The organism is Achromobacter piechaudii NBRC 102461, from assembly GCF_001571245.1.
In the GTDB taxonomy this organism is placed as follows: domain Bacteria; phylum Pseudomonadota; class Gammaproteobacteria; order Burkholderiales; family Burkholderiaceae_B; genus Achromobacter; species Achromobacter piechaudii.
On sequence record NZ_BCTK01000005.1, the window covers coordinates 65436 to 87723 of the forward strand.

Below are 22288 nucleotides of genomic sequence, written 5' to 3' on the forward strand. Positions count from 1 at the left end.
AGCGTCGTGGCCGCAGGGCTCGATGGCGTGGGATACCAAGGGAGTCACGAATGCGTAAAGGGTTGATCGGCGTCCTGTTGTGGCTGGGCCTGCTGGCCGGCTGCAATGGCGAGCCTACCTACTCGGGCGTCAGTTTCGTCACCTACAACTACACCCCATGGAACCTGGAGCCTGTGCGGCTCAGTGACGCGTCGGGCAATGTGGCAAGTTCCAGCACGCTCATCCCTGGCGGGGGAGCGGGAAGCTTCTCTTGCTGCTCCACTTTCAAGGGCACTGACTTCACCGTGAATTGGAGCGGGGGCGACCCCGTTCTGCTTCGCAAGCATCTGTTCGACGACAAATTCGACGAGATGTTGTTCAAGAAGCAAACGTCGGTGCATTTCCCCGCCACGAAGATTCCCGGTGGAGATGGCACGCTCATTATGGAATTGCACATCTATCCCGATGAGCATATGGAGCTTGCATTGAGCCGCCAGATGGCGGGACAAGCAAGGATCCCGATCGTTGAAACGAGTCGCTGGTTGTACAAGAAGTATCGCAACGAGCTGGACGGATACGAGGACTCTTATGAGTTGAACGAGGTGCTTGCCAAAGTCACCAAGCAGGCCTGGACGCGGTATCGCATCGAAGATGCCGAAGATATGCGCGGCTATATGTATCTCTACTTTATCGTCGCTTCCGATTTCGACCAGAACGCTCAGATTGCGGCGCTATTGAAGGATCCCAATCGAAAGCCGGGTGACTTTGGTCGTGCGGTGGCGGCGCTGACGGAAGACAACATTGCCCAGATCAAGGCGGCAGGCAAGGCGCCTGGAGAGAAAAATGTCCAGTAATCGGATCCCTGAGCAGGACAGAACGCCCGCCTCGGTATTGAAGGCGATGGCGGAAAATGAGGCCGCCTATCCAAAAGACTCGTGTACCGAATGCGGTATCACCTTGCGGATGGGGTTTTTCTTCGATGGGTTCGGGCGCAACAAGGACCTCGACGAGAAGAATCCAACGTTCCTGTCCAACGTGAGCCGGCTATGGATGGCGCACTTCCGGGAAGACGATCCGGACATGCCGGGCAAGCAACGCTGGTTCGCCCTCTATTACTCAGGCATAGGCGTTGAACTGAACGAGAGCGCCAAGGCGGACGTCGTCGTCAGCGCGCTCAAGATCGCGGGCGGCAAAATGGCCGACAAGGCGGTCGACAGTGCGAAGGATGCCGCAAAGAACATTACGCGCCTGGATGAAGTGCCCAATGTGGATGGCATGGGTCGCATCAAAAAGGCAACCCAGCAGTCCGTCAAGGACGCGTCTTTCCAGCCTATGGTGAAGGCTTACAAGGACGTGGTGAAAGATGTCAAAGCCCTGCCCGAGAAGACGGTAAGGATCTGGAACGCGCTGGATCCCGAGCGGATCGGCAATCGGGCCAAGGCCACGGTTCGAGGCTTCTGGGCAGATTTCAAGAAGAATCCGCTGAAGGTCGCGTGGACGGCGACGAAGAATGCCGCCAAGGCCACGATCATGGAAGGCGTTCCGGTCGTCCGCGACAACGCCGCTGTGGCCATGTTGATGGGAACCGGCGTCGATACGCGCCTGGAGGCGGCCAAGCGCCAATTGCAGCAAGCGTATGAAGGTTGCAACGCGGGCACCGAGAAAGTGGTGCGTATCGAGATCACCGTCTTTGGCGCGGACCGGGGCGGAGTGATTGCAAAGCAGTTCGTCAACGACATCGTCAAGAAGTACAAGCGCCGGCACGATCAGGATCTGGCCATTATCGGCAAGGATGGTGCGCCCGATGCCAAGATACGGATCCGCTTCCTCGGCTTGTTTGATGCCGTCGCATCGATCATGGACGAGAACACTTTCCTGGGATTTCTCCCGTTCACCGATCTGCTCAAGCAAACGCACAAGGACCGCACGCTGACCGTGCCCGCCGCGGTCGAAAAGGCCGTGCACTTCGCGGCGGCGCATGAACTGCGGCGCAACCAGCGACTGGACTCCCTGGAAAAGACGCGCGGCCTCCAATATCTGTATCCCGGTTCCAGCGGGGATGTGACCGGCGTGGCGCCGTTGGGATCGCTGGGCACCCGCGCGTCGTTGTCGCGCGTGCCACTGCGCGAGATGATGAATCTGGCGCTCTCGCAAGGCGCGGCGCTATACAGCATGGAAATCCTGGCTCGCCGTGATCCGGTGCTTTATAGAATGTTGTCCCTGGCCTCCCCCATCGAAGACGAAGGCCAGAGCTACTACGTTCAGGATTTGGTCGCCGCCTACCGCGAACTCGTCAAGTACGAACCCGGGTGCGACTTCATGCCGCACATGGAAATATTCCTGCGCTGGCTGGCGGTGCGATATCAAGACCCGGTGTTCCGCGCGGGGATGTCGGACCCTGCCGAGGCATGGATCAAGGACCGCGACTTCTTCACGCCCGAACAGGAGTACAACGAAGAACTGCGGCGCGTGACGGCGATGTCCTCAGAAGATCAGAAGAAGCCCGAGAACACCGCCCGTCTGCGCGAGCTTGAGGCGCTGAAGAATGAACGTTGGGACCGTGCCTCCGAAAGCCGTGGCGAAGCGCCTCCGCAGCGATTCAAGCCGCTCTGGGAACGTCTGGAAGAGGAATACAAAAGCCTGGAACGCGCGGAGCAACAGGACGCCGCCACGGCGCAACGTCGCGCCGATCTGGAGCGCAATAATCCGCAAGTGCTGCGTTCGATGGAGTTGATGGATCAGGATATGCGCGACCGCGAGAACATGCGCAACGAGATCATCACTCGCGGCGGCGGCACACCGGAAAAGGCGGCCGACCCCTTGGCCGACATCAAGGCCAATCGCGCCATGCAAACGCGCCTGCTGACCGCCTGGCGCGAAGCGCGCGACGGCAAAACGCAGTTGCCGCCGAAGGTCATGACCCTGTTCGACTGGCTCGTACACGACGCCATGTTGAGCAGCTGGCCCGATCACCTGCTGGCCAGCACCTCGATGTATTTCCGCGTGCGCGACAAGGATATTTTCGCCAAGACGGATAGCAAGGCGGAAATGGAGCAGCGGGCCAAGGACATGCGCAGCGCGGAAAAGGTCGAGGCCCAGGCGGCGCGTACCGAGCAGAACATGCAGCAGATGACGCCCGCGCGGCCTTGATGGGGCGGGCATGCGCGGCGCAGGGATGACGCATCAAGCGGCAACCCCTGCCTGTTGCCGCGCCTACGTCTTGCCGGCTTCGACCTCGATCGTCACCGTATTGGACTTCACGCTTTCGGCCTCGATATACACCTCGTAAGTCGCCGGGGTGGCGGGCAGGTGCAGGACGCCGGCCATGTCGGTGGTGAAGCGCGTTTCGACGGTCATGCCGGGAGGCAGGGCAATCTTGGGCGGCGCAGCGCCCTCGCTGGGATCCACCGACACGTTGGGCAGCTTGGGCCGTACGTAGTTGAAGGCGATGCCGCGATACACCTTGCCGGTGCGCTTATCCACCGCCACGAAGCGCGGCAGTTGCGGGTCTTGCACCACGGGCAGGATGCCGCGTGCGCACACGGGGATGGTCAGGGTGCTGCCGTCGCGGATCGTCACGCGGGTGGGCGCCGCGATGCGCATCTGCGCGTCATAGCCTTGCAGCGGCGGCATGCAGGCGTGTTCCTTCTGCGAGTGCGCGGGCACCGAAGCGAAGGTGGCGGGTTCAATCCAATCGGTCGTCATGATGGGCATGTCGGTTTTCTAAAAATGGACGGCGTCAAAACGCCGTCCAGCCTTCGGAGCAGTCGACCTTGCGCACGGCCTTGCTGCAACTGGGGCAGAAATGGATGTTCGCGCAGGTGATGCCGTACATCACGCACTGCCCGATTTCTTCGTTGTACTGGCCATTCTGGTTGGGCAGGCCGTAATAGCAGTGGCCCCCCGCGTTGTAGTAGAAGTGCGGCGGCGGGTCCAGCTTGGAATCGTCGGCCGAGTCGTCCTGATTGCGCAGACCCGGCCAGTCCGGCCCGCTGGGTACCATGCCCAGCAAGTGGCCCATTTCATGGGCGAGCGTTTCGGTCAGGTAGGCCTGCGAGTTGGGCTCGTAGGGATCCAGGGTCGACACGAACAGCAGGTTGGTGCCGGTGATGGCCAGGCCGGCGTAGCTGTCCGCCACGGTGTTGAACTGGATGTTCAGCACGCCGGTCAGGGGCGTGGGCGACAGGCGCGTCAGGTCCACCGACACCGACCAGACCGATCCATTGGCTTCGCGGATCGGCGTGATCAGGTGGCGCGGTATGGACAGAGAACGCTCGGCGCCGGAGGCATCACGGTACAGATAGCGCGCATGCACCAGCCAGTCGTCGCTGGCGTCGAATTCGTACCAGAGGCTCGATTGGCTGCGGTCATCATTGACGATTGGCACGGTCATGACGCGTCCGCCCGGGCCAGCTGGCACCGGCAAGCGCATGTCGCCGCTGACCCCGGGCGCCGCCAGCCGGTCGACGTGGCAGACGACCAGCGTGTAGGGCTCGCGCTGCTTGCCGGGCGAATTCGCGTAGACGCCGCGCACCGCGTTCATGATGGCTTGCTGCGATTCCGGGCTATCGGCCGCATCCACGGCCGAGCGGCCCCGGAATTGCAGGCGGGGCAGCTGGATCATGTCGATGCCGTGCCGCGCGAACTCCGCCGTCACGGGCGTGACATCGGCCAGATGGCCGGCCGGATGCGCGCTCATGCACATCACTTCCTGGATGTACAGCCGACGCACGGTCTCGACGCGCTCGGTCTTGATCAGCTGACCACGTTCGTCGCGCACCTCGAACAGATAAAGGTTCAGGCCGGCGGCGGGCAGCGCGATATCGTCGACGATGCGCTTGCCGTCCGCGTTGGTGACGTAGCTGCGCGGGTTGCTATGCGGCTCTTGGTAGCTCGCGCGGCGGCCGCGTTCGCGGGCCGAGTAGGGCAGGTTGGCGGGATCGGCCTTGACCGTGATGGTGAAGCGATGCTGGCCCGGGCGATTGAACTCCACGTGAATGCGCGGGCGATTCGATTGCCGTTCGGTGGTGGTCAGCGCGCTGCCGTCGTTCCAGCGTTCTGCAACCTGCTCCAGGTTCACGTATTGCAGGCGCGCGCCGTCCTGGCGGGCCCGATAGGTGGACACGCCCGGCACCACGCGGCCGGAACCACTGGCGGGTGGCGTGCCTCCCGGCAAATTGGTGCCCTGCGTGCGCGCCACGGGTCCTAGTCCCACCGAGTCCAGCACATCGCGCGCGATCTGCGGCAACGGTGAATCGGCCACGCCAGGTATCTTCATCAGCACCTCGGCCACCTTGGGCAGCGTCTCGGTGGCCAGCGTGGGCGATTGCAGGATGGCGCCGACCACGCTGGGCACCGACGAAGACGACAGGCCCGGCATGCTGAGGATGGCGCCCGCCACCGACGGGATGTTGGCTTGCTTGACGTCGGGCAGGGTGAACAGCGTGTCGACGGCGGAACTCAAGGCGGCCATGCGGTCGCCACTGGCGTTCAACGCCTGCGTCATCACCGGCACGATGGCCGCGCTGACGTTGGCGCTGACGCCGCCCGCCGCAAACGTGGACGCGCCCGACAAGGCCGTGGACGCGGCGCTGGCTTGCTGCGCGAACGTGGCCAGTCCCCCGCCTGCGGCGACGGCCCCGATGCCCACAGCGCCCGAGCCGCTCGATGCGCCGGCAGCCGACGCACCCGCGCCGCCCACGGCGGAAAGATCCGTGGTGCTGGTGGCGGGCGTCGTCTCGGACATGCCCGCCGCGCGCGCGGTGGCGCTGCCGAGGACCGAGTCTGGCGTGGAGGGTGCGGCCGCGACGGGCGCGGTCGTTATCGCCGCGCCGGTGGCGGGAGTGGTTGCCGGTGACGCGGTGGAGATGGGAGCGTTGTTACCGCCGAGAGGGGAGGCGGATGTGGCGTTGGTGGGTGCGTTGGTGGATGCGTTGGTCGCGACCGTAGCGTTGGACGGTGCATTGGTGGACGCGCTGGTCGCGGCCGTCGCGCTGGTCGGTGCGTTAGTGGATGCACCGGTCGCGGCCTTAGCGTTGGTCGATGCGTTGGTAGATGCACTGGTTGCGGCCGTCGCGTTGGTCGGTGCATTGGTGGACGCAGTGCCCGTGCCCGAGGCACTGGCTGGCGCTTGGGCGGCTCCGTCCGTCGGGGACGATGCGTTGGCTGTTGCGTTTGTCGAGGCGTCTGCTGAGGCGGGCGCGTTGGACGGTGCTCCACCTGACGCGGTGGGTGAGCCAGCCGGCGCGCTCGCAGCCGTGCCCGTCGTGGCGCCAGCCGATGAGCCTGCGGGAGCACTGGCGTTTGCCGTGCCGCCGACAGCCCCTGTCGAGCTTGCGTCGGTCGTCGCAGCTGACGAGCCGACGCCGGCGTTCGACGCGGCAGGGGCCGCACCATGTCCGGTGGCGCCTGCAAGAGTAGCGTCACCCGCACCGGTCGAGGCTGGCGTAGCGATGCCGCCGGGTTGAGCGATGGCGGACGTCGAGGCCGGTGTAGTGTTCGCAGCGGCCGTGGTCGCGCTTGCCGCGCTGCCGGACGATGCGCCCAAGCCCGCGCCCGCCGCGCCAGCGGCGGCATTCACGCCGACTGATGGCTGCGTGCCGGGAACATCCAAGGCGCCCGCGCCGGATGCGCCGGGAACGCCTACGCCTTGCGGCAGATTCGCCTGCGACGACGGAACGAAGCCGGGCGTTTGCGCGGTGAGGCCGGGCGTCATGGAAGGCGTCGCGTCCGATACGGTCGACGAGAGGGGGGCGCTGGACGCCATCAGCACGTTGGTGTCCGAGGTCGCGCCAAGGGGCGTCATCGTCGCCAAGCCCTTGTTTGCATCAGTGCTTGCCAACTGCGTCAGCGCGTCGTCTTGCATCACGCGCGGCGCGGACGTGGGTGTCGCGCCGTTGGCGGTGTTGACCCAACCCGTGTCCGCTGACGTGACGGAGGTTTGCGTGTCGACGTGGCCCAGGTCGCCGATGCCGGACAGCGCGCCGTCTGCACCGCTTGCTGGCGAGGCGGCCTGGGCGGTGACGCTGGCGGCGTTAGCCGTGCTGGCAAACAACGCGCCAGCGGTGGCGGCCACGGACGCGAGCAATGCGGCGTCAGGCAAAGCGGATTGGGTTTGCGTGTCGCGCCCATCGGAGGACGCGCCAATCGGCGCCGCGTCGCGCTTGATGGGTGCGCCGGCTGGTGCAAATGACAATGACGCAGGCGTCTTCGCGTCCGAGGGCGTGCCGGCGTGGGTCTGTCCTGCGACGTTGAAATGCTCGCCGCCGGCATCGCTCGCTGATGATGCGGGGTGGGTTGCGTCGCCGTTGTGCCGTGTCGCACTGACGGCAGCAGCGGACGCGGTGGTCGCGGCCGCCGCCACGAAAGCGGAAGTTTCGCCGTGCCCGAAATGAGAAGTCGTCGACGCTGATGTTAGGGAAGCATCCACGTTCCGCGCGGCGTCAGAGGCGGACGCCGTGCCGGTGGCGGGGGGCGCGCCTTCGTAAGAGAGAGAGGCCTCCGTTGTGTCGGCATTCTGCGCCTGGCCGTTGGCCTCGGCACGCGCGCGCAATGTCGTTGCTGCGCCCAGGGTCGAGGCGATTGCGGCAGGCAGTCCATTGCCGTTGGCTGAATCGAGAGACGTGGCAGGCGCCACATCGGAAGTCACCAGCGCGCTGTTTGCCGTTGTCGCGGAGGGCGGATTGTCTTGCGCGCGAGTCGACATGCCGGACACGCCCGTGGTCGCTTGCGAGCTCGCGTGAGAGGCTCCCGAAGGCTGATCGTTTGCAGACGTCGCAACTGCGGCATTCTGAGTTGATCCACGCGATCCGGCCAGTGCGGCAATGGTGCCGATCCCAGCGCCCGACAGCGTGGCGGTTTGGGACGCGAACCGCGCCGCGTCGGCGGGCATGGCAGTCTTGGCTTCGCTGATGTTGGCAGCGGATGTTGCAAGGTCCCCTGCGATGCTTGTCTGCGCCGGCGTGGCGTTTTCCCAAACGTTGCCCATCGCAACCGTGGCTTGCGTATTTGTGGCCGTAGCAGGAACGCCGGGCAACGCGGTGCTATCCGTGGACGCCGTCAAGTCGGGCGCGGTAGTGGGCGATATCGCCACGGTGGCGGCGGGCGCAGCGAAGGGGTTCGACGCAAAGTCCGCGACAGGCGCGGCGACAGCATCCGACGCGGAGGCAAGCGAGGGCGCGTCGAAAGAAGAAGTCGTGGGCGCAACCGACGAAGCCAACGAAGATGTTCCCACCGCCGCGCCGTCGGCCATGACCGAGGACGCGCCGGCAGTCGCCATCGCGGGCGAGATCGAAGCTGCTCCATCACCTGCGAAGGAAGGCGTGGCAGTGGCAGTGTTTATGCCCGCCATGGAAGGCGCGAAAGAGGAAACGCCCGCGCTCGCAATCGACGGGGTAACGGAGGACGCACTGGCGCTTGCAATCGACGCTGCGCCAGCGCCTGCGATGGACGGCGCAACCGCCGACGCGCCTGCGCTCGCAATCGTCGGCGCAACAGAGGACGCACCAGCGCCCGCGACCGACGAAGCACTCGCACCCGCGATGGACGGCGCAACCGCCGACGCGCCTGCGCTCGCAATCGTCGGCGCTACAGAGGACGCACCTGCGCCCGCGACTGAGGATGCACTCGCACCCGCGATCGAAGGCGCAACGGCCGAAGCGCCTGAGCTCGCAAGCGTCGGCGCAACCGAGGACGCACCAGCGCCCGCGACCGACGATGCACTCGCGCCGGCCATCGACGGCGCAGCCGCCGAAGCGCCCGCACCCGCAACCGTCGGCGCAGCCGAGGATGCCCCGGCACTCGCAATCGCCGGCTCACCTTCGGAACCCCCGGGCGCAGCAACAGACGCGGGGGCTGCCGTCGCAATGGGCGACGAGGCGGATGAATCAACGGCTGGCGCGGCTCCTGCGGCAGCGCTTGCCACGGGTGTACCCGAGGCGGAGCCCGCAGCCACCGTCTGCGTGGCCTGCGGACCATCGCCGGTTTGCGCGGCGGCGGTCGCCGCATTGCCGGTTCCTGGCGACGCCGGGCTGGCGGCACTCGACGGCGCAGACGCGTCGGCGACCGAGGCATCCGCTGCAACGCCGGGCGACGCCGTGTTCTGTGCCGATGCCGTCGAACCGCCAGAGGCATCCGCTGCAATGTCTGCCGCCGAGCTTGGCGAGTCGGCGCTTGCCGGGGCGACACCCGATGCTGCTGTCGTCGACGGCATAGCGTTCGCAGCGGTCGCGCTTGCAGGCGTCGCGCCCGCCGACGCGGCACCCGCCACGCCAGCAGCATTACCCTGCGCAGCTCCCGCTCGCGCAAAAGTCGCCGCACCGGAAATCATGCTCGATGCGCCTTCGGGCGCGACCGACGCCAGCATGTCGGCGGCGGCGGGCAGGGCCGCGGTCGGATCCTTGATCAGCGCGGCGGCTTGCGATACCTTGCCGGCCGCCGACGCGGCGGAGTCGATCATGCCGCCGACGCCTGGAGCCGCCGAACCCAGCATGCCGGATGCGGCAGGCAGCGCCGACATCGGGTTGGCGGCGATGGCCTTGGCCTGAGAGACCAGGCCCATCGTGTTCTTGGCCGTGTTGAGCAGTCCGCCCATCGCGGGGCTCGTGTTGCCCAGCAGGCCGGGGGCGGCGGACAGCGCGCCCATGGGATTCTTCGCCAGCCCGGCCAGCGTGTTGGCCTGGCCGGCAAGCTGAGACAGCTTGGATGCCGCGCCTGCCGCCGTCTGGCCGAGGCTCGCCACGCTGCTGGGCAGCGTCTCGCCCAGCCCGCCGCCCGCGCTCGCCGCGCCGCCAAAGCCCGCCATCAGGCTTGATGCGGCCTTCTTGGCGGCGGAGGCCATCGCGCCGTCCTTGTGCACCAGCTCGGCGCTGACGATCAGCGGATCATCGACCGTGGTGCTGGGCAGGGCGGGAAGTTGGGCGGCGTCGCTGCCGGGGCCCACGAAATTATGCGTCGCACCCTTGACCGAGAACAGGCCCGGTCCCTTGAAGACGATGTCCGCGCCATCCAGCGTGACGCTGCCGCCCGCCGCCTGCAAGGTGACGCGCTGGTTGCCCAGGATCTCGATGCCTTCGGCGGACGAGGTCACGGTGATGTCCTGGCCCGCCAGCGCTTCCAGGATGTCGGTGTGCGCGTGCAGCGACACCGGCGCCTGGGCCGAGATGGCGCGCAGGGGACCCTGCTGCGCGAAGATGCTGGCCGAGCGCGCCGACACCGCCGAATAGGTCTGCTGCGCGGCCACGTGCGCGTCCGATTGCGCGGTGGCGTGCAGGTGTTCGCCCGCATGCAGCACGGCGCTGGCGGGCGTGGCCAGGTTCAGGGAATTCGGCGTGTCGATGAGCAGGTGCGGGCCGTTGATGCGTTCGACGGCGGCGGTGTCGGTGCGTTGCCCGTTGGCCGCCTTGCCAGCAGCCTGTCCGTTGACCTGGGCGGTGTAGCGGCCGTCCTGCTCGGCGTCCAGCGCCTTGAGCAGTTCGTCGTAGCCGTCGGCCGCCGCCATGGGTCGCGCCTGATGCTGGCCGGCGCTATCGTTCAGCCGTCGCGATGCGTCCTGCGCGCCGCGCAGCAGCAGCAGTGCTTCCTGCGCGTCGGCTTGCGTGGACTTGGCCTGTTCGCGCGCGGTGGCGGACACCAGCATGCCCTGACCCGAGCGGACCACGGTCCACGCGTCCGAACGCAGTTCAAAGCCCGTGCCGCGCCATTGGCCCCGGTTGGCGTCGTCCAGGTCCTGTTCGACCAGGTGACCCAGGCCCAGCTGCGTTGCCGCCGTCGAGCTGGCCAGCCGCGTGCGCAGCTTGCCGCGCGTGTCGTCAAAGACCCATTGGTTGCGCCCCGCGCCGTCCAGCCCGTGGCTGTGCCATCCGCTCAATACCCCGGCGTGATTGGCCTCGGCTTCTTCGCCGGCCGACCAGGGCGGCAGGTCCGCGTCGTTGTATAGCTGGCCGGCGATAACCGGCCTGTCGATATCGCCATCGATAAACTCCACGATGACTTCGGTGCCGCCCCGAGGCAGGTGATGCGCGCCCCAGTTGGGGCCGGCCTGCGCGCCGGCCACGCGCAACCACGTGCCCGATCGGTCGTCGCCCGGCGCGTTGCCGCTGCCGTCGCCGTGCGTCTTGTGCGGCAGACCGCCCGACACGGGCTTGTCGCCGCGCTGCCAGGGGAACTGCACCTTGACGCGCAGGTCGCGGTCCGACGTGATGGGCGCGTCGCCAGCGCTGACCACGACGGCCGCCAGCCCTTCGGGGGCGGTCGGACGCGGATGCCAGGCGGGCATCAACGCGGCCGCCTCGGGCTGCGCGGTGAAGCGGTTGCGGTAGGTGCCGCGTTCCATGTCGGCGCTGCTCACCACCTGCGCGGCCTGCGAGCCCAGGTTGTTGGTGGCTTCGTGCACGACCTCCAGCAATACATAGCGATTGCCGGCCAGTTCATCGACGGCCTGCCCGCCGCCGCCCTCGGCATAGCGCTCGTGCTGCGACATCGCAAACAAGCGGCCGGGCGCCAGTGAACGCGCGGTGCCCGCGCCTTCGAAGCGGACCATGCGCGACTCGTGCGTGCGCAGCGAGCGCGCGGCGCTTTGCTCGGCGGCGTCATCGTCGGCATAGCGGCCGTGGCCAGCGTAGTCGTAGTCCTCAAGCACCGGCAAGGCTTCCACCTGCACTTGCGAGCGGCTTTGCGCGGCGTGCGCGGTCAAGGTGCGTTCGTTCCAGGCGGCGCGCGCCACGGCGTTCGGACGCACGGCCTGGCTTGCCGAGAAATGCGTGATGCTGTCGCGGGTTTCGGTGGCGTCGCTGCGATGAAAGCGCAGCGGCGAGGATGGGTCTTCGGGGCGCGCCGCGCCCGCGTCGAAGATCACGACGCGATGACGCGCGCCGCCAGCGGCGGCCTGGCCCGCATCCTGCTGATGCTCGAAGCGATAGCACAGGCCCGCTTCGGCCAGGATGCGCTCGACGAATTGCAGATCCGATTCGCGGTACTGCGTGCAGGCGGCGAGCGGGGGCAGGGCCTCGCTCAGTTCGAACGCAAAGGCGGCCTGGGGATAATCCGCGAAGATCTCGCTGACGATGTCCTGGACCGACTTGTCCTGATAGATGAAGCTGTCGCGGCGCAGCGCCAACGCGGCCATCCAGGGCGCGGCGTGCAGGCGATAGCGCGCCAGCCCGCCGTCGGCGCCCAACGCATCGACGCCTTCGACGACCGCATGCCAGCGGCGCATCGACCCGTCTGCCTGAAGCAGGCTGACGCTGATCTCCTTGCCCAGCAGCGAAGCCACGTCCAGCTCGGCGCTTGCCGCCAGGCAATCGAGCGTCAGCGCGAACAGGCGCGACACGCCTTCGCGCAGCGTCATCTGCTCGGCGACCAGCTCGGCGTCCAGCGGCGTGCTGACGCGCAGCATGCGCGCCTGTTGCGACAGGGTGGCGATGTTCATCGACGAGTAGGTCGAGGCGTTCGAAGGCAAGGCGTTCATGGCAGCGAGATGGTCAGGTGCGCGGCGCGCGGACCCAGTTTGACGATGTCGTGGTACGGCGCCATCGCCGTCTGCATTTCGGTATTCAGGAAGTGGCCCATGCCCAGGAACGCAAGCAGGCCCAGCAGCGCGAAGATGGCCATGATCGACCACAGCGGTACGTCGCGCTTGAGCGTGTGGGCAATCTTGTCGGGCAGTTGCCAGTGCGGCGCAAAGCCGGTGCGCTTGCCGCGCAGCAGCGCGATTTCATCGCCCAGGCGCGCGGTCAGGTAGCCGAGCTTTTCCTGGCCTTCGATCAGGTACTTGCCCTGAAAGCCCAGCAGCAGGCACATGTAATAGATTTCCAGCGACTGCAAGCGCGGCGCGCCCTGCGCACGCAGGTCTTCTAGGCGCGCAAAGAAGTTCTCGCCGGCCAGCTGCTCGCCGAACAAGGTCAGTTGCAGCGGCTGCAACATCCACGCATCCCGAATGGCGAAGCCGGAATTGAGCACGGTCTCGTCGACGGCGGCGCAGAAAGCGTACTTGGTCGCGTACACGTCTTCGGCCGGGATATCCAGCTTCTTGGCGGCGCGTTCATAGTCCGCCAGGAATTGCTGCACGCGCGCAGAGAACGCGGCGGCGTCGGTGGGCTCCTGGCCGCTTTTGACCAGGAACAGCATCAGGAAGCCGTCGTAGAGCAGATCCAGCAAGGATTTGGCCGGGCGGCTGGCATGGAAGTCGGCGGCGCGTTGGGGCAGCGTTGCGCCGGGCATCAGGGTAGGGGCGTCAGCGGTCATGGCAGGGTTCCTGTCAGCGGGTGACTGCGATCAAATCCAATTTCAGTTCGGGGATGCCGGCGGGGGCGTAGATGGCGATGCTGCGCGCTTGCAGCATGCGGTCATATAGCGAGCCGCGAGTCTGTAGCGCGAAGTACACCGCGCCCGGCTTGACGGGCACGGCGGGCGGCACCTGCGGCGTGTACGTCAGCGGCACGCCCGGCATGGCGGACAGCACCAGCTTGTCCACGTCCTCGGGGGCGCCCACCTTGAAGCGCATCGGCACGCTTTCCGAAAGCTCGCGGGCCGGCATGGCGGCTTCCACCGACAGATACAGCGACGTGGTTTCGTCCAGCTTCTCCGAATCCAGCCGGCCCATGTGGAACGAGGGCCGCAGCTCTTCGAGCACGATGGAGAAGTAGCGCGTCGAGATCACCGTTTCCAGCAAGTCGCGCAGGATCTCGTCCATGCGCGCGAAGGCAGGGCCGGGCGCGTCGTGGCGGTACACCGGCAGGTCGGCAAGCGTATGGACTTTGGAAAACGTCATCAACGCGCCCGCCAGCCGCGCCAGTTCCTGGAACAGCCGTTCGGGGTGCAGTTGCGGGTGATGGAACAGATGCGACAGCGTGGCGTAGGCTTCGTTGGCCGTGTGCAGCAACCAGAACGAGGCGACGTCGCCCGAGCGGAATTCGATGATGTTCTTGCTGGGCTCGCGATGAAAACCGTACAGCGCGTTGACCTTGGCCTGCAAGGCGTCCAGCAGCCGGCGCAGCTGCTCGTGCAACGCACCCGAGGCTGTCAGCGACAGGCTCGGGGCGATGAAGGAGTTGTCCAGTTCATACCCGGCGCTGGCGGTGCGGCGCACGCGCGCCACCGGAATGGCCAGCAGTTCGTCGCGCGGCTCGAACTCGGAAATCAGCCGCACGTCCTTGCGCAGATAGGTCAGTTCGGCAGTGGTGGCGCCGGTGTACAGATCGGGCGCGGGCGCGTTGTCGTGGGTGTAGCGCGTATCGAAATTGGTGGCGGTCTGGCCGTCTCGATAGTTGCCGCCGATCGCCTTGAGCGGGTGGATCGCCAGATAGAACACGGCCTCGCTCACGCCGTCCAGCGCCGTCAGCGCGACGGGGGGCGGCAGCTCATCGCCATGCGGGGCGTTGTAGAGTTCGCCGTCGGGAAACACGGCGGTCATCTCGATGGCGTGCAGCATTCCGTTGGCCAGCGCCGAGGCATCGAATCGCGCCGACCGCAGACCCCAGGCATAAGGATGCAATGCGCGGGCCATCTCGGCCAGGCGGTCCTCGTGATACGCGTCCTGCCGCTGAAAGTGTTGCGGCCGAAGGAACAGGCCCTCGCCCCACAGGACTTTGGCTGAATAACTCAAGTTGGCGCTCCTTGTCTTTCTATCTCTATATATAGAAGGGCGGGCAATCGCGCGTTGCGCGTCAACCGGGACACTGCACGCCTGACAGGCGCGCGGGGTCGTAGGGTGGTATGCCTGCCGGCAACGTGGGTTTGCCCGTGGCAACCGTCAGCGCGCAGGCGTGCGCGCCCAGGACGATGCCACTGTCTTCTACGTCCTCGACTTTGAATACGTACTTCCAACGCATCGGCGCCGGCGCGTAGAACAGGCCGGCGACCGCGATGTACTCCGCTTGCTTGGGGACTTTTTCAATGGTCTCGACGCGCTGTCCCGGTGTGAGCGTTAGCTCGCGTGAGCCCAGCACGGTTTCCCCCAGCGTGGCTTTCTCTTGCCCAGTGTCTATCAATTGCGTGAGCGGCGCACGTTGGAATTGTTCGGGATTCTTCAGGTAGTATATTTTTGTAACTACAGCCATCGCTTGCCCCGTGCTTGCGTTCAAATTTTCTCCGGCATGAATCGCTAATTTCACTTCCACAGGCGCGTTTTCCTGCTTTTTCAGGCCCGCCATCTCCATCGCATTTCCGGTCAGACCCGCCACCGCTCCGATGGCTGAAACCGCTGCACATCCAGTGATGGCGGTGCTTGCCAGCGCGCAAGCCGCCGCTGCGAACAAACGTGATAAATGGATATGTTTGGACATGGCCCTTTATACCGGAAGTGTGTGAAGCAATACAGATCGCGGCACGTTGCGTGCAGTTTCGACGCAAGTAACATGAAGACACGCGCTGTAGCGCTGTACTAACAAAAGGTTGTTGAAATACGGCCCCTAGTTACAACCCTGCTAGGTGCTTAAAAAATGCCCTTTTCCCGCCTCGTCGTAGTCGCCGGTGTCGTCGCTTTGATGGCCGGTTGTGCGTCGGTCAAACCGCAGTCGGAAGCGGAATACAAACAGTCCATGGCCGCAGCGGAAAAGACGCTGGAGCAGAAGGGCGCGGACCAGGCCGTCGCGCAGTTTGAAGAGATCGCCCAACGCAATCCGACCAAGGGCGAGCCGTGGTCCTACATCGCCAAGATTCGTTTTGACGAACAGCAATATGGCCAGGCCATCGTGGCCGCCGATGAAACCTTGAGCCGCAATCCCGAGGATTTCGTGGCCAAGACCGTGCGCGCCGTGGGCGGGCTGCGCGTGGCGATGCAGTCGCTGGCCGATCTGCGCGCTGACGCGCTCTTGGCCGGCAACGCGCGCGCCGACGCCGTGGCGCTGGCTGCCTCCATGCGCGAGACGCTGGGGCAGGACGTGCTGTTCCCCGAAGGCCGCCGTCCGCCGCCCCGTCCGCGCCAACCGCGCCGCACGGAGCCGGTCGCGCCGGTTGCTCCCGCTGCGGGTTCGCCCGCCGCAGGATCGCCTGCCGCCGGAGCAACCGTCACTTCGCCTGCCGCGCAAGCCGCTACGCCAGGGGCCGCGCCCGTGGGCCAGCCCTCGGCGCAGCCCGCCACGCAACCATCGCGCCAACCCGCCACGCAACCCAGCACGACAGCGCCCGCCCAGCAGCCCAACCGCGCGCCGAATCCGTTCGGCGACCTGCTTACCAAGTAACCGCCTCATCGTGCGCCGCCGCATGCGGCTTACGGCTGACCGATAGACAAGATCCTTTGCACGGAGCCTTCCATGGCCAAGAAAGAAAGCGTTCAGAAACGACTCCAGAAAGTCCGTCCGCCGCGCGTTCAGCTCACCTACGACGTAGAGAAGGGCGACGCCATCGAACAGAAGGAACTGCCGTTCGTGGTGGGGGTGGTTGGTGATTTCAGCGCGCAGTCCGAAGCGGAACTGCCGCGCCTGAAGGACCGCAAGTTCGTCAACATCGACGTCGACAATTTCGACGACGTGATGCGCGGGCTGGAGCCGCGCGCCGCGTACCGCGTCAAGAACAGCCTGACCGAAGAGGGCGGCACGTTCGGCGTGGATCTGAAGTTCCGTTCCATCGAAGACTTCCGCCCGGAAGCCGTCGTGCAGCAGGTCGATCCGCTGCGCGAGCTGCTGGACATCCGTACCAAGCTGGCCGACCTGCGCAACAAGCTTGCCGGCAACGACAAGCTTGAAGACCTGCTGGGTGAAGTGCTGACCAGCACGGAAAAACTGCAACAGCTGACCAGCGAGACCGACAAGGGAGGCCGCAATGAGTAATTCCGCCGCCGCACAAAACACGGGCGCCGCCGCCGCCGAAGCGCAAAGCGGGCTGCTCGATCAGATCGTCGAGCAAAGCCGCGTGGCCAAGTCCACCGCCGAGCACGACCGCGCCAAGGACATCATCGGCGAGCTGGTGCGCGAAGTCATGAAGGGCACCGTCGTCGTATCCGACAACCTGTCCGCCATGCTGGACGCGCGCGTTGCCGAGCTGGACCGCCTGATCTCGGCGCAACTGAGCGAGGTGATGCACGCGCCCGAATTCCAGAAGCTGGAAAGCACCTGGCGCGGCCTGCACTACTTGTGCCAGGAGACCGACACCAGCCCGATGCTCAAGATCAAGGTGTTGAACACCACCAAGCGCGACCTGGTTCGTGACTTCCAGACCGCGATCGACTTCGATCAAAGTTTGATGTTCAAGAAGGTCTACGAAGAAGAATTCGGCACTTTCGGCGGTGCGCCCTTCGGCGCGCTGCTGGGCAACTTCGAGATCACGCGCCAGCCCGAAGACATGTACTTCATCGAGCAGATGTCGCACGTGGCGGCCGCCTCGCATGCGCCGTTCATCGCGTCGGCGTCGCCCGAACTGCTGGGGCTGGACAGCTTTGCTGACCTGGGTCGCCCGCGCGACCTGGCCAAGGTGTTCGACACGGTGGAATACACCAAGTGGCGCAGCTTCCGCGACTCCGAAGATTCGCGCTACGTGGGCCTGACCATGCCGCGCTTCCTGGGCCGGCTGCCCTACGACCCCGTGGAAGGCACGACGGTCGAAGGCTTCAACTTCGTCGAAGACGTCGATGGCACCGACCATTCCAAGTACCTCTGGTGCAACGCAGCGTGGGCGTTCGGCGCCCGCCTGACGGCCGCCTTTGCCGACTTCGGCTGGTGCGCGGCGATCCGTGGCGTGGAAGGCGGTGGCCTGGTCGAGAACCTGCCGACCCACACCTTCAAGACGGACGACGGCGAAATCGCGCTCAAGTGCCCGACCGAAATCGCCATCACCGACCGTCGTGAAAAGGAATTGAGCGACCAGGGCCTGATCCCGCTGGTGCATTGCAAGAACTCGGATTACGCGGCCTTCTTCGGCGCCCAGTCGGTGCAGAAGGCAAAGAAATACAACACGGACAGCGCCAACGCGAATGCGGTGTTGTCGGCGCAGTTGCAATACATCTTTTCGGTATCGCGCGTGGCGCACTACCTGAAAGCGATGATGCGCGACAAGATCGGCAGCTTCGCGTCGGCGCAGTCCGTGGAAAGTTTCCTGAATCGCTGGGTGTCGCAGTACGTGCTGCTGGACGACAACGCGACGCAGGAGCAAAAAGCGCAGTTTCCGCTGCGTGAAGCCTCGGTGCAGGTGGCCGAGGTGCCTGGACGTCCCGGCGTCTTTCGGGCCGTGGCGTTTCTGCGGCCGCACTTCCAGCTTGACGAACTCTCGATCTCGTTGCGCCTGGTTGCCGAATTGCCGGCGCAGGCTCAGAAATCCTGATCGTCGTTGCACTGACAACTCATCCATTCAAAGAGGTTTACAACAATGAAGGACATCTACGTCAAGTTCGGCAATCCGGCGCTCAAGGGCGAATCGCAAGACAAGGACCACCCGGATTGGATCGAAGTCAGCTCGTGGCGTCACGAGATCATCCAGCCGCGCTCCGCTACTGCCTCGACCTCGGGTGGCCATACCGCCGAACGTACCGAACATGGCGAAATGGTCTTCACCAAGGACCTGGACGTGGTCAGCCCGCTGCTGTACCAGCACGCCTCGGGCGGCACCACGTTTGACGAAGTCACCATCGATTTCCTGCGCGCCGATGGCGAAGGCAACCGCGTCAAGTACCTGGAAATCAAGCTCAAGTACGTGATCATCGCGCGCGTCGCGCCCGAAGTGGTCGCCGAAGGGCTGCCGCACGAATCGTTCTCGCTGAAGTACGCCGCCGTGCAATGGAAGTACACGCAGCAGAAGGTGGGCGGCAATCAGGGCGGTAACGCACAAGGCGCCTGGAGCCTGACCAAGAACGACAAGACCTACTCGGTCTGATTGCGGTCCGGCAGGTAAAAGACCGCGGCCCGAGCCGGGTCGCCGTCTTTTTTTATTTGGGGCCCCGATGAAAGGATTCGAACCGAGCCTGTTCGACAAGCTGTTCGAAGGCGAGGGGCAATCGCCCTACGCGCTTCGACGCCTGTCGATCGAGGAAATGAAGGAAACGGTGGCGCGCGATATCGAAGCGCTGCTGAACACCCGCATGGTGTTCACCGAGGAAGACCTGCGGCGTTATCCGAATTGCCAGCGTTCGCTCCTGACCTACGGGCTATCGGATTTTTCGGGACTCAGCCTGGCCAGCCATTACGACCGCGAGTTCATCTGCCGTTCGCTGGAGCAGGCGATTGCGCGGCACGAGCCACGGCTGACCCACGTCCGCGTGATGCTGCAAGTGGATAGCAGGGCGACCTCGGTGCTGTATTTCGCCATCACGGCGATGCTGGACGTGGGACCCGCCCATGAACCCGTGACGTTCGACGCCACCTTGCAGCCGTCGACGTTGCAGTATTCCGTGACCCGTGGCTGGGCCAAGACCCCCGCCACGGTCTGATATTCAATTGGTAGTGCAGGTGCACCAGCGCGCTGGAAGGAAAGACAACAATGGAAGAATTGCTGCCTTATTACGAGCGCGAACTTGGGTTCTTGCGGACGTCGTCGCGCGATTTTGCGCAGCAGTATCCGAAGATCGCGGCGCGGCTCGGGCTGTCGGGCGAAACCTGCGAAGACCCGCACGTCGAACGCATGATCGAGTCGTTCGCGTTGTTGAGCGCCCGCATCAACAAGAAGCTGGACGACGATTACCCTGAATTCACCGAAGCGCTGTTCGAGGTGATGTACCCGCATTACCTGCGGCCGTTTCCGTCTTGCAGCGTGGCGCAGTTCGATCTGGGCGGCGCGGGCGCGCAGTTGTCGGCGGCGGTGCGCGTTGCGCGCGGCACCGAATTGAAATCGCATCCGGTGCGCGGCGTGGCGTGCCGCTTCCGCACGGCTTACGACGTGAGCCTGGCGCCTATCGAGGTGCAGCGCGCCGGGTACTTTTCCAGCGCCAACGCACCGGCCACCGCCAAGCTGCCGGCCGGCGTCACCGGCCGCTTTGCGATCACGCTGGGATGCCAGGGTGAAAACCAGCATTTCGGCATGCCGGGACTGGACAAGCTGCGTGTGTACCTGCACGGCGAACCGTCTTTCGTCGCGGCGCTGCGCGATGCTCTGTTCCTGCGCGCGGCGGCTGCCTACGTCGAGCTGCAACCGGGCCGCTGGGACCGCTTGCCCACGATTCCGCTGGCCCAGGTGGGCCTGGCCGAAGAGGACGCGCTGATTGATTTTCCGGCCAGCTCGCATCCCGCGTACCGTCTGCTTGCCGAATACTTCGTGTTCTCCGAGAAGTTCAATTTCGTTGATATCGACCTGGCCGCGCTGCGCCCGTATCTGGGCACCGTGCGCCAGTTCACGCTGCACCTGCCGGTCATCGGCGTGCGCGCCGATTCCAATACGGCGCGCCTGCTGGAGTCGATCACGGCGGACAACCTGCGCCTGGGCTGCACGCCGGTGGTGAACCTGTTCACGCAGCGCGCCGACCCGATCCGCGTGACCCATGCGTCGGCCTCGTACCCGGTGGTGGCGGACGCGCGCCGGGCTTACGGCTATGAGGTCTATTCCATCGACCGCGTGCGCCAGGTGCGGCAGAACGCACAGGGCGATGCGGTGGTGGACTTCCGCCCGTTCTACTCGCTGCATCATGGCGAGTCGCCCGAGTCGGCGGGACATTACTGGACGATGCGCCGCGACGCCGCGATGGCGCAGCGCAGCCCCGGCTACGAGACCGAGATATCCATTGTGGATATCGACTTCGATCCGTCGATTCCGCAAACCGAAACGTTGAGCCTGGACCTGACCTGCACCAATCGCGACCTGCCTTCGCAGATTGCGGTGGGGCAGTCGGGCGGCGACCTGTTCATGGAAGGCGGCACGGTGGCGCGCGCAATCCGCATGCTGCGCCGCCCCACGCATTCGCACCGCTTCCAGCAGGGGCGCGCGGCCCATTGGCGCTTGATCTCGCATCTGGCGCTGAACCATCTGTCGCTGGTGCAAAGCGGCCTGCCTGCGCTCAAGGAAACGCTGCGCCTGTACGACCTGTCCGGTTCGGCGGTGGCCGCGCGCCAGATCGAAGGCCTGGTCGGCCTGGACTACAAGCCCGCCACGCACTGGATGCCGGGCGAACCGTTCGCCACTTTCGTGCGCGGCATTGAAATCCGCCTGACGGTCAACGAAGACCATTTCGTGGGCACCAGCCTGCACACCTTCGTGGCCGTGATCAACCGATTCTTCGGCCTGTACGTGCACGCCAACAGCTTCGTGCAACTGGTTGTGCTGTCGCGCCGTGGCGCAGAGGAACTACTACGATGCTCCCCATGCAACGGCGACGCCATCCTAGCGTGATGGATGCGCTGCTGGCAGAGCCGCAGCGCTTCAAGTTTTTCCAGGCGGTGCGCCTGCTGGAGCAGTGCTTTGCGCGCCAGGAGCGCGGCGGCACGCGGCATACCGTGCCCGTGCATCTGCGCTTTCCCAATTCGCCGGGCCTGGGTTTTCCACCCAGCGAAATCGTCGACGCCGTGGCGTATGACAAGGACGGCGAGGCGCTGACCGATGAAGCGTCGCGCCGCGCGGCGGTGTCCGAAGGGCGGCTGGGCCGCGTGGACGTGACGCCCGCGTTCTTCGGGCTGCTGGGCGCGCAGGGCGCGCTGCCGCTGCATTATTCCGAGATGCTGGCCACGCGCGAAAGCCTGCGCCGTGACCGGGGCGCGCGCGCCTTTTTCGATATCTTTTCCAATCGCGCGGCGGCCTTGTTCTATGCAGCCTGGAAAAAGTACCGCATGCCATTGCGGCACGAGACCGAGCAAGACCATCACTTCCTGCCGCTGCTGCTGGCGCTGGGCGGCATCGGCCATCCGGCGCTGCGCGATCGCCTGCACAACGGCGCTGGCCGCGTGTTCGATGAATCCGTCGCCCACTACGCGGCGGCCGCGCGCCAGCGTCCCGTGTCCGCGCCGTACTTGCAGCGCGTGTTGCAGGACTACTTCGGCGTGCCGCTGCGCGTGGAGCAATTCGTGGGCCGTTGGTATGACGTGCCCCCGCAGAACCGCACGCAGCTGGGCGGGCCCGGCGCGGTGCTGGGCGTATCGGCGCTGGCGGGCGACCGCATCTGGCAGCGCGACCTGCGTATCCGCCTGTGGATCGGCCCCTTGTCGCGCCAGGCGTTTTCCGACTTCCTGCCTGGCGGCGAGCGCGCCCAGGCCCTGGAAAAGCTGCTGACGATGTTTGGCGGCATGACCTTCGAGTATGAAGTGCGGCTGGTGCTGGCGCGCGACAGCATCGGACCCAGCCAACTGGGTGCGGGCGGCGACGTGCGGCTGGGCTGGAATTCGTTCCTGTCCACCGAGCCGGCCGCAAGCGACCGCGACGACGCCAGCTACGAGCTGCACACGATTCACTGATCCACCGACCT

The 22288-nt window shown here is 65.6% G+C and carries 14 protein-coding genes; 9 read left to right on the forward strand and 5 right to left on the reverse strand.

Going from position 1 to position 22288, the window contains the following annotated elements:
• Positions 1–50 precede the first annotated feature (50 nt).
• Positions 51–833, forward strand: coding sequence for a DUF3304 domain-containing protein (locus API01S_RS07020; protein ID WP_061303970.1), 783 nt, complete (start codon positions 51–53; stop codon positions 831–833).
• On the forward strand, positions 823–3129 hold the full coding sequence (locus tag API01S_RS07025) for a DUF2235 domain-containing protein (protein ID WP_061303972.1): 2307 nt from the start codon (positions 823–825) through the stop codon (positions 3127–3129). Before API01S_RS07020 ends, API01S_RS07025 begins: the two co-directional genes overlap by 11 nt.
• Positions 3130–3192: 63 nt before the next feature.
• Here the strand turns inward: API01S_RS07025 and API01S_RS07030 are convergent, their stop codons facing one another.
• The 5 genes from API01S_RS07030 to tssJ all read right to left on the reverse strand — a co-directional run bounded on the left by API01S_RS07030 (position 3193) and on the right by tssJ (position 15260).
• The gene (locus tag API01S_RS07030; protein WP_061303974.1) at positions 3193–3693 is read right to left on the reverse strand and encodes a hypothetical protein; all 501 of its coding nucleotides are present in this window, start codon (positions 3691–3693) and stop codon (positions 3193–3195) included.
• A 25-nt stretch (positions 3694–3718) separates the two neighbouring features.
• Positions 3719–12445 (reverse strand): type VI secretion system tip protein TssI/VgrG, encoded by an 8727-nt coding sequence (tssI, locus tag API01S_RS07035; RefSeq protein ID WP_084802387.1) that lies wholly within the window; start codon positions 12443–12445, stop codon positions 3719–3721.
• A complete protein-coding gene (gene icmH / locus API01S_RS07040) occupies positions 12442–13221 on the reverse strand; it encodes a type IVB secretion system protein IcmH/DotU (protein ID WP_050728098.1) in 780 nt (259 codons plus the stop codon). Before icmH ends, tssI begins: the two co-directional genes overlap by 4 nt.
• A 13-nt stretch (positions 13222–13234) precedes the next feature.
• Positions 13235–14581, reverse strand: coding sequence for a type VI secretion system baseplate subunit TssK (tssK, locus tag API01S_RS07045; protein ID WP_061303978.1), 1347 nt, complete (start codon positions 14579–14581; stop codon positions 13235–13237).
• Between the two features lie 61 nt (positions 14582–14642).
• Entirely contained in the window at positions 14643–15260 is a 618-nt protein-coding gene (gene tssJ / locus API01S_RS07050; protein ID WP_084802388.1) for a type VI secretion system lipoprotein TssJ, read from the reverse strand.
• A gap of 156 nt (positions 15261–15416) precedes the next feature.
• On the opposite strand from tssJ, the gene API01S_RS07055 reads away from it, so the two are divergent.
• From API01S_RS07055 to tssG, 7 genes are all read left to right on the forward strand, one after another.
• A complete protein-coding gene (locus tag API01S_RS07055) occupies positions 15417–16157 on the forward strand; it encodes a tetratricopeptide repeat protein (RefSeq protein WP_254598550.1) in 741 nt (246 codons plus the stop codon).
• Between the two features lie 72 nt (positions 16158–16229).
• Positions 16230–16745 (forward strand): type VI secretion system contractile sheath small subunit, encoded by a 516-nt coding sequence (tssB, locus tag API01S_RS07060; RefSeq protein WP_006226593.1) that lies wholly within the window; start codon positions 16230–16232, stop codon positions 16743–16745.
• Positions 16738–18231 carry a type VI secretion system contractile sheath large subunit gene (gene tssC, locus API01S_RS07065; protein WP_050728095.1) on the forward strand — a complete coding sequence of 498 codons (1494 nt, stop codon included), beginning with the start codon at positions 16738–16740 and terminating at the stop codon, positions 18229–18231. The genes tssB and tssC overlap by 8 nt, the downstream gene beginning before the upstream one ends.
• A 45-nt stretch (positions 18232–18276) precedes the next feature.
• Positions 18277–18780 (forward strand): Hcp family type VI secretion system effector, encoded by a 504-nt coding sequence (locus API01S_RS07070; RefSeq protein WP_006226591.1) that lies wholly within the window; start codon positions 18277–18279, stop codon positions 18778–18780.
• Between the two features lie 67 nt (positions 18781–18847).
• The gene (gene tssE / locus API01S_RS07075) at positions 18848–19333 is read left to right on the forward strand and encodes a type VI secretion system baseplate subunit TssE (protein ID WP_046807641.1); all 486 of its coding nucleotides are present in this window, start codon (positions 18848–18850) and stop codon (positions 19331–19333) included.
• A gap of 50 nt (positions 19334–19383) precedes the next feature.
• On the forward strand, positions 19384–21222 hold the full coding sequence (gene tssF, locus API01S_RS07080) for a type VI secretion system baseplate subunit TssF (protein WP_061303981.1): 1839 nt from the start codon (positions 19384–19386) through the stop codon (positions 21220–21222).
• Positions 21186–22277 (forward strand): type VI secretion system baseplate subunit TssG, encoded by a 1092-nt coding sequence (gene tssG / locus API01S_RS07085; protein WP_061303983.1) that lies wholly within the window; start codon positions 21186–21188, stop codon positions 22275–22277. The genes tssF and tssG overlap by 37 nt, the downstream gene beginning before the upstream one ends.
• The last annotated feature ends 11 nt before the right edge of the window (positions 22278–22288 follow it).

What these genes read in the sequence shown, in the direction of transcription:
- tssI (WP_084802387.1), bottom strand. Translation starts at nt 12,445, where the DNA reads ATGAACGCCTTGCCTTCGAACGCCTCGACCTACTCGTCGATGAACATC.
- tssB (WP_006226593.1), top strand. Translation starts at nt 16,230, where the DNA reads ATGGCCAAGAAAGAAAGCGTTCAGAAACGACTCCAGAAAGTCCGTCCG.
- API01S_RS07030 (WP_061303974.1), bottom strand. Translation starts at nt 3,693, where the DNA reads ATGCCCATCATGACGACCGATTGGATTGAACCCGCCACCTTCGCTTCG.
- tssG (WP_061303983.1), top strand. Translation starts at nt 21,186, where the DNA reads ATGCTCCCCATGCAACGGCGACGCCATCCTAGCGTGATGGATGCGCTG.
- tssF (WP_061303981.1), top strand. Translation starts at nt 19,384, where the DNA reads ATGGAAGAATTGCTGCCTTATTACGAGCGCGAACTTGGGTTCTTGCGG.
- tssC (WP_050728095.1), top strand. Translation starts at nt 16,738, where the DNA reads ATGAGTAATTCCGCCGCCGCACAAAACACGGGCGCCGCCGCCGCCGAA.
- icmH (WP_050728098.1), bottom strand. Translation starts at nt 13,221, where the DNA reads ATGACCGCTGACGCCCCTACCCTGATGCCCGGCGCAACGCTGCCCCAA.
- API01S_RS07025 (WP_061303972.1), top strand. Translation starts at nt 823, where the DNA reads ATGTCCAGTAATCGGATCCCTGAGCAGGACAGAACGCCCGCCTCGGTA.
- tssJ (WP_084802388.1), bottom strand. Translation starts at nt 15,260, where the DNA reads ATGTCCAAACATATCCATTTATCACGTTTGTTCGCAGCGGCGGCTTGC.
- API01S_RS07055 (WP_254598550.1), top strand. Translation starts at nt 15,417, where the DNA reads ATGCCCTTTTCCCGCCTCGTCGTAGTCGCCGGTGTCGTCGCTTTGATG.
- API01S_RS07070 (WP_006226591.1), top strand. Translation starts at nt 18,277, where the DNA reads ATGAAGGACATCTACGTCAAGTTCGGCAATCCGGCGCTCAAGGGCGAA.
- tssE (WP_046807641.1), top strand. Translation starts at nt 18,848, where the DNA reads ATGAAAGGATTCGAACCGAGCCTGTTCGACAAGCTGTTCGAAGGCGAG.
- API01S_RS07020 (WP_061303970.1), top strand. Translation starts at nt 51, where the DNA reads ATGCGTAAAGGGTTGATCGGCGTCCTGTTGTGGCTGGGCCTGCTGGCC.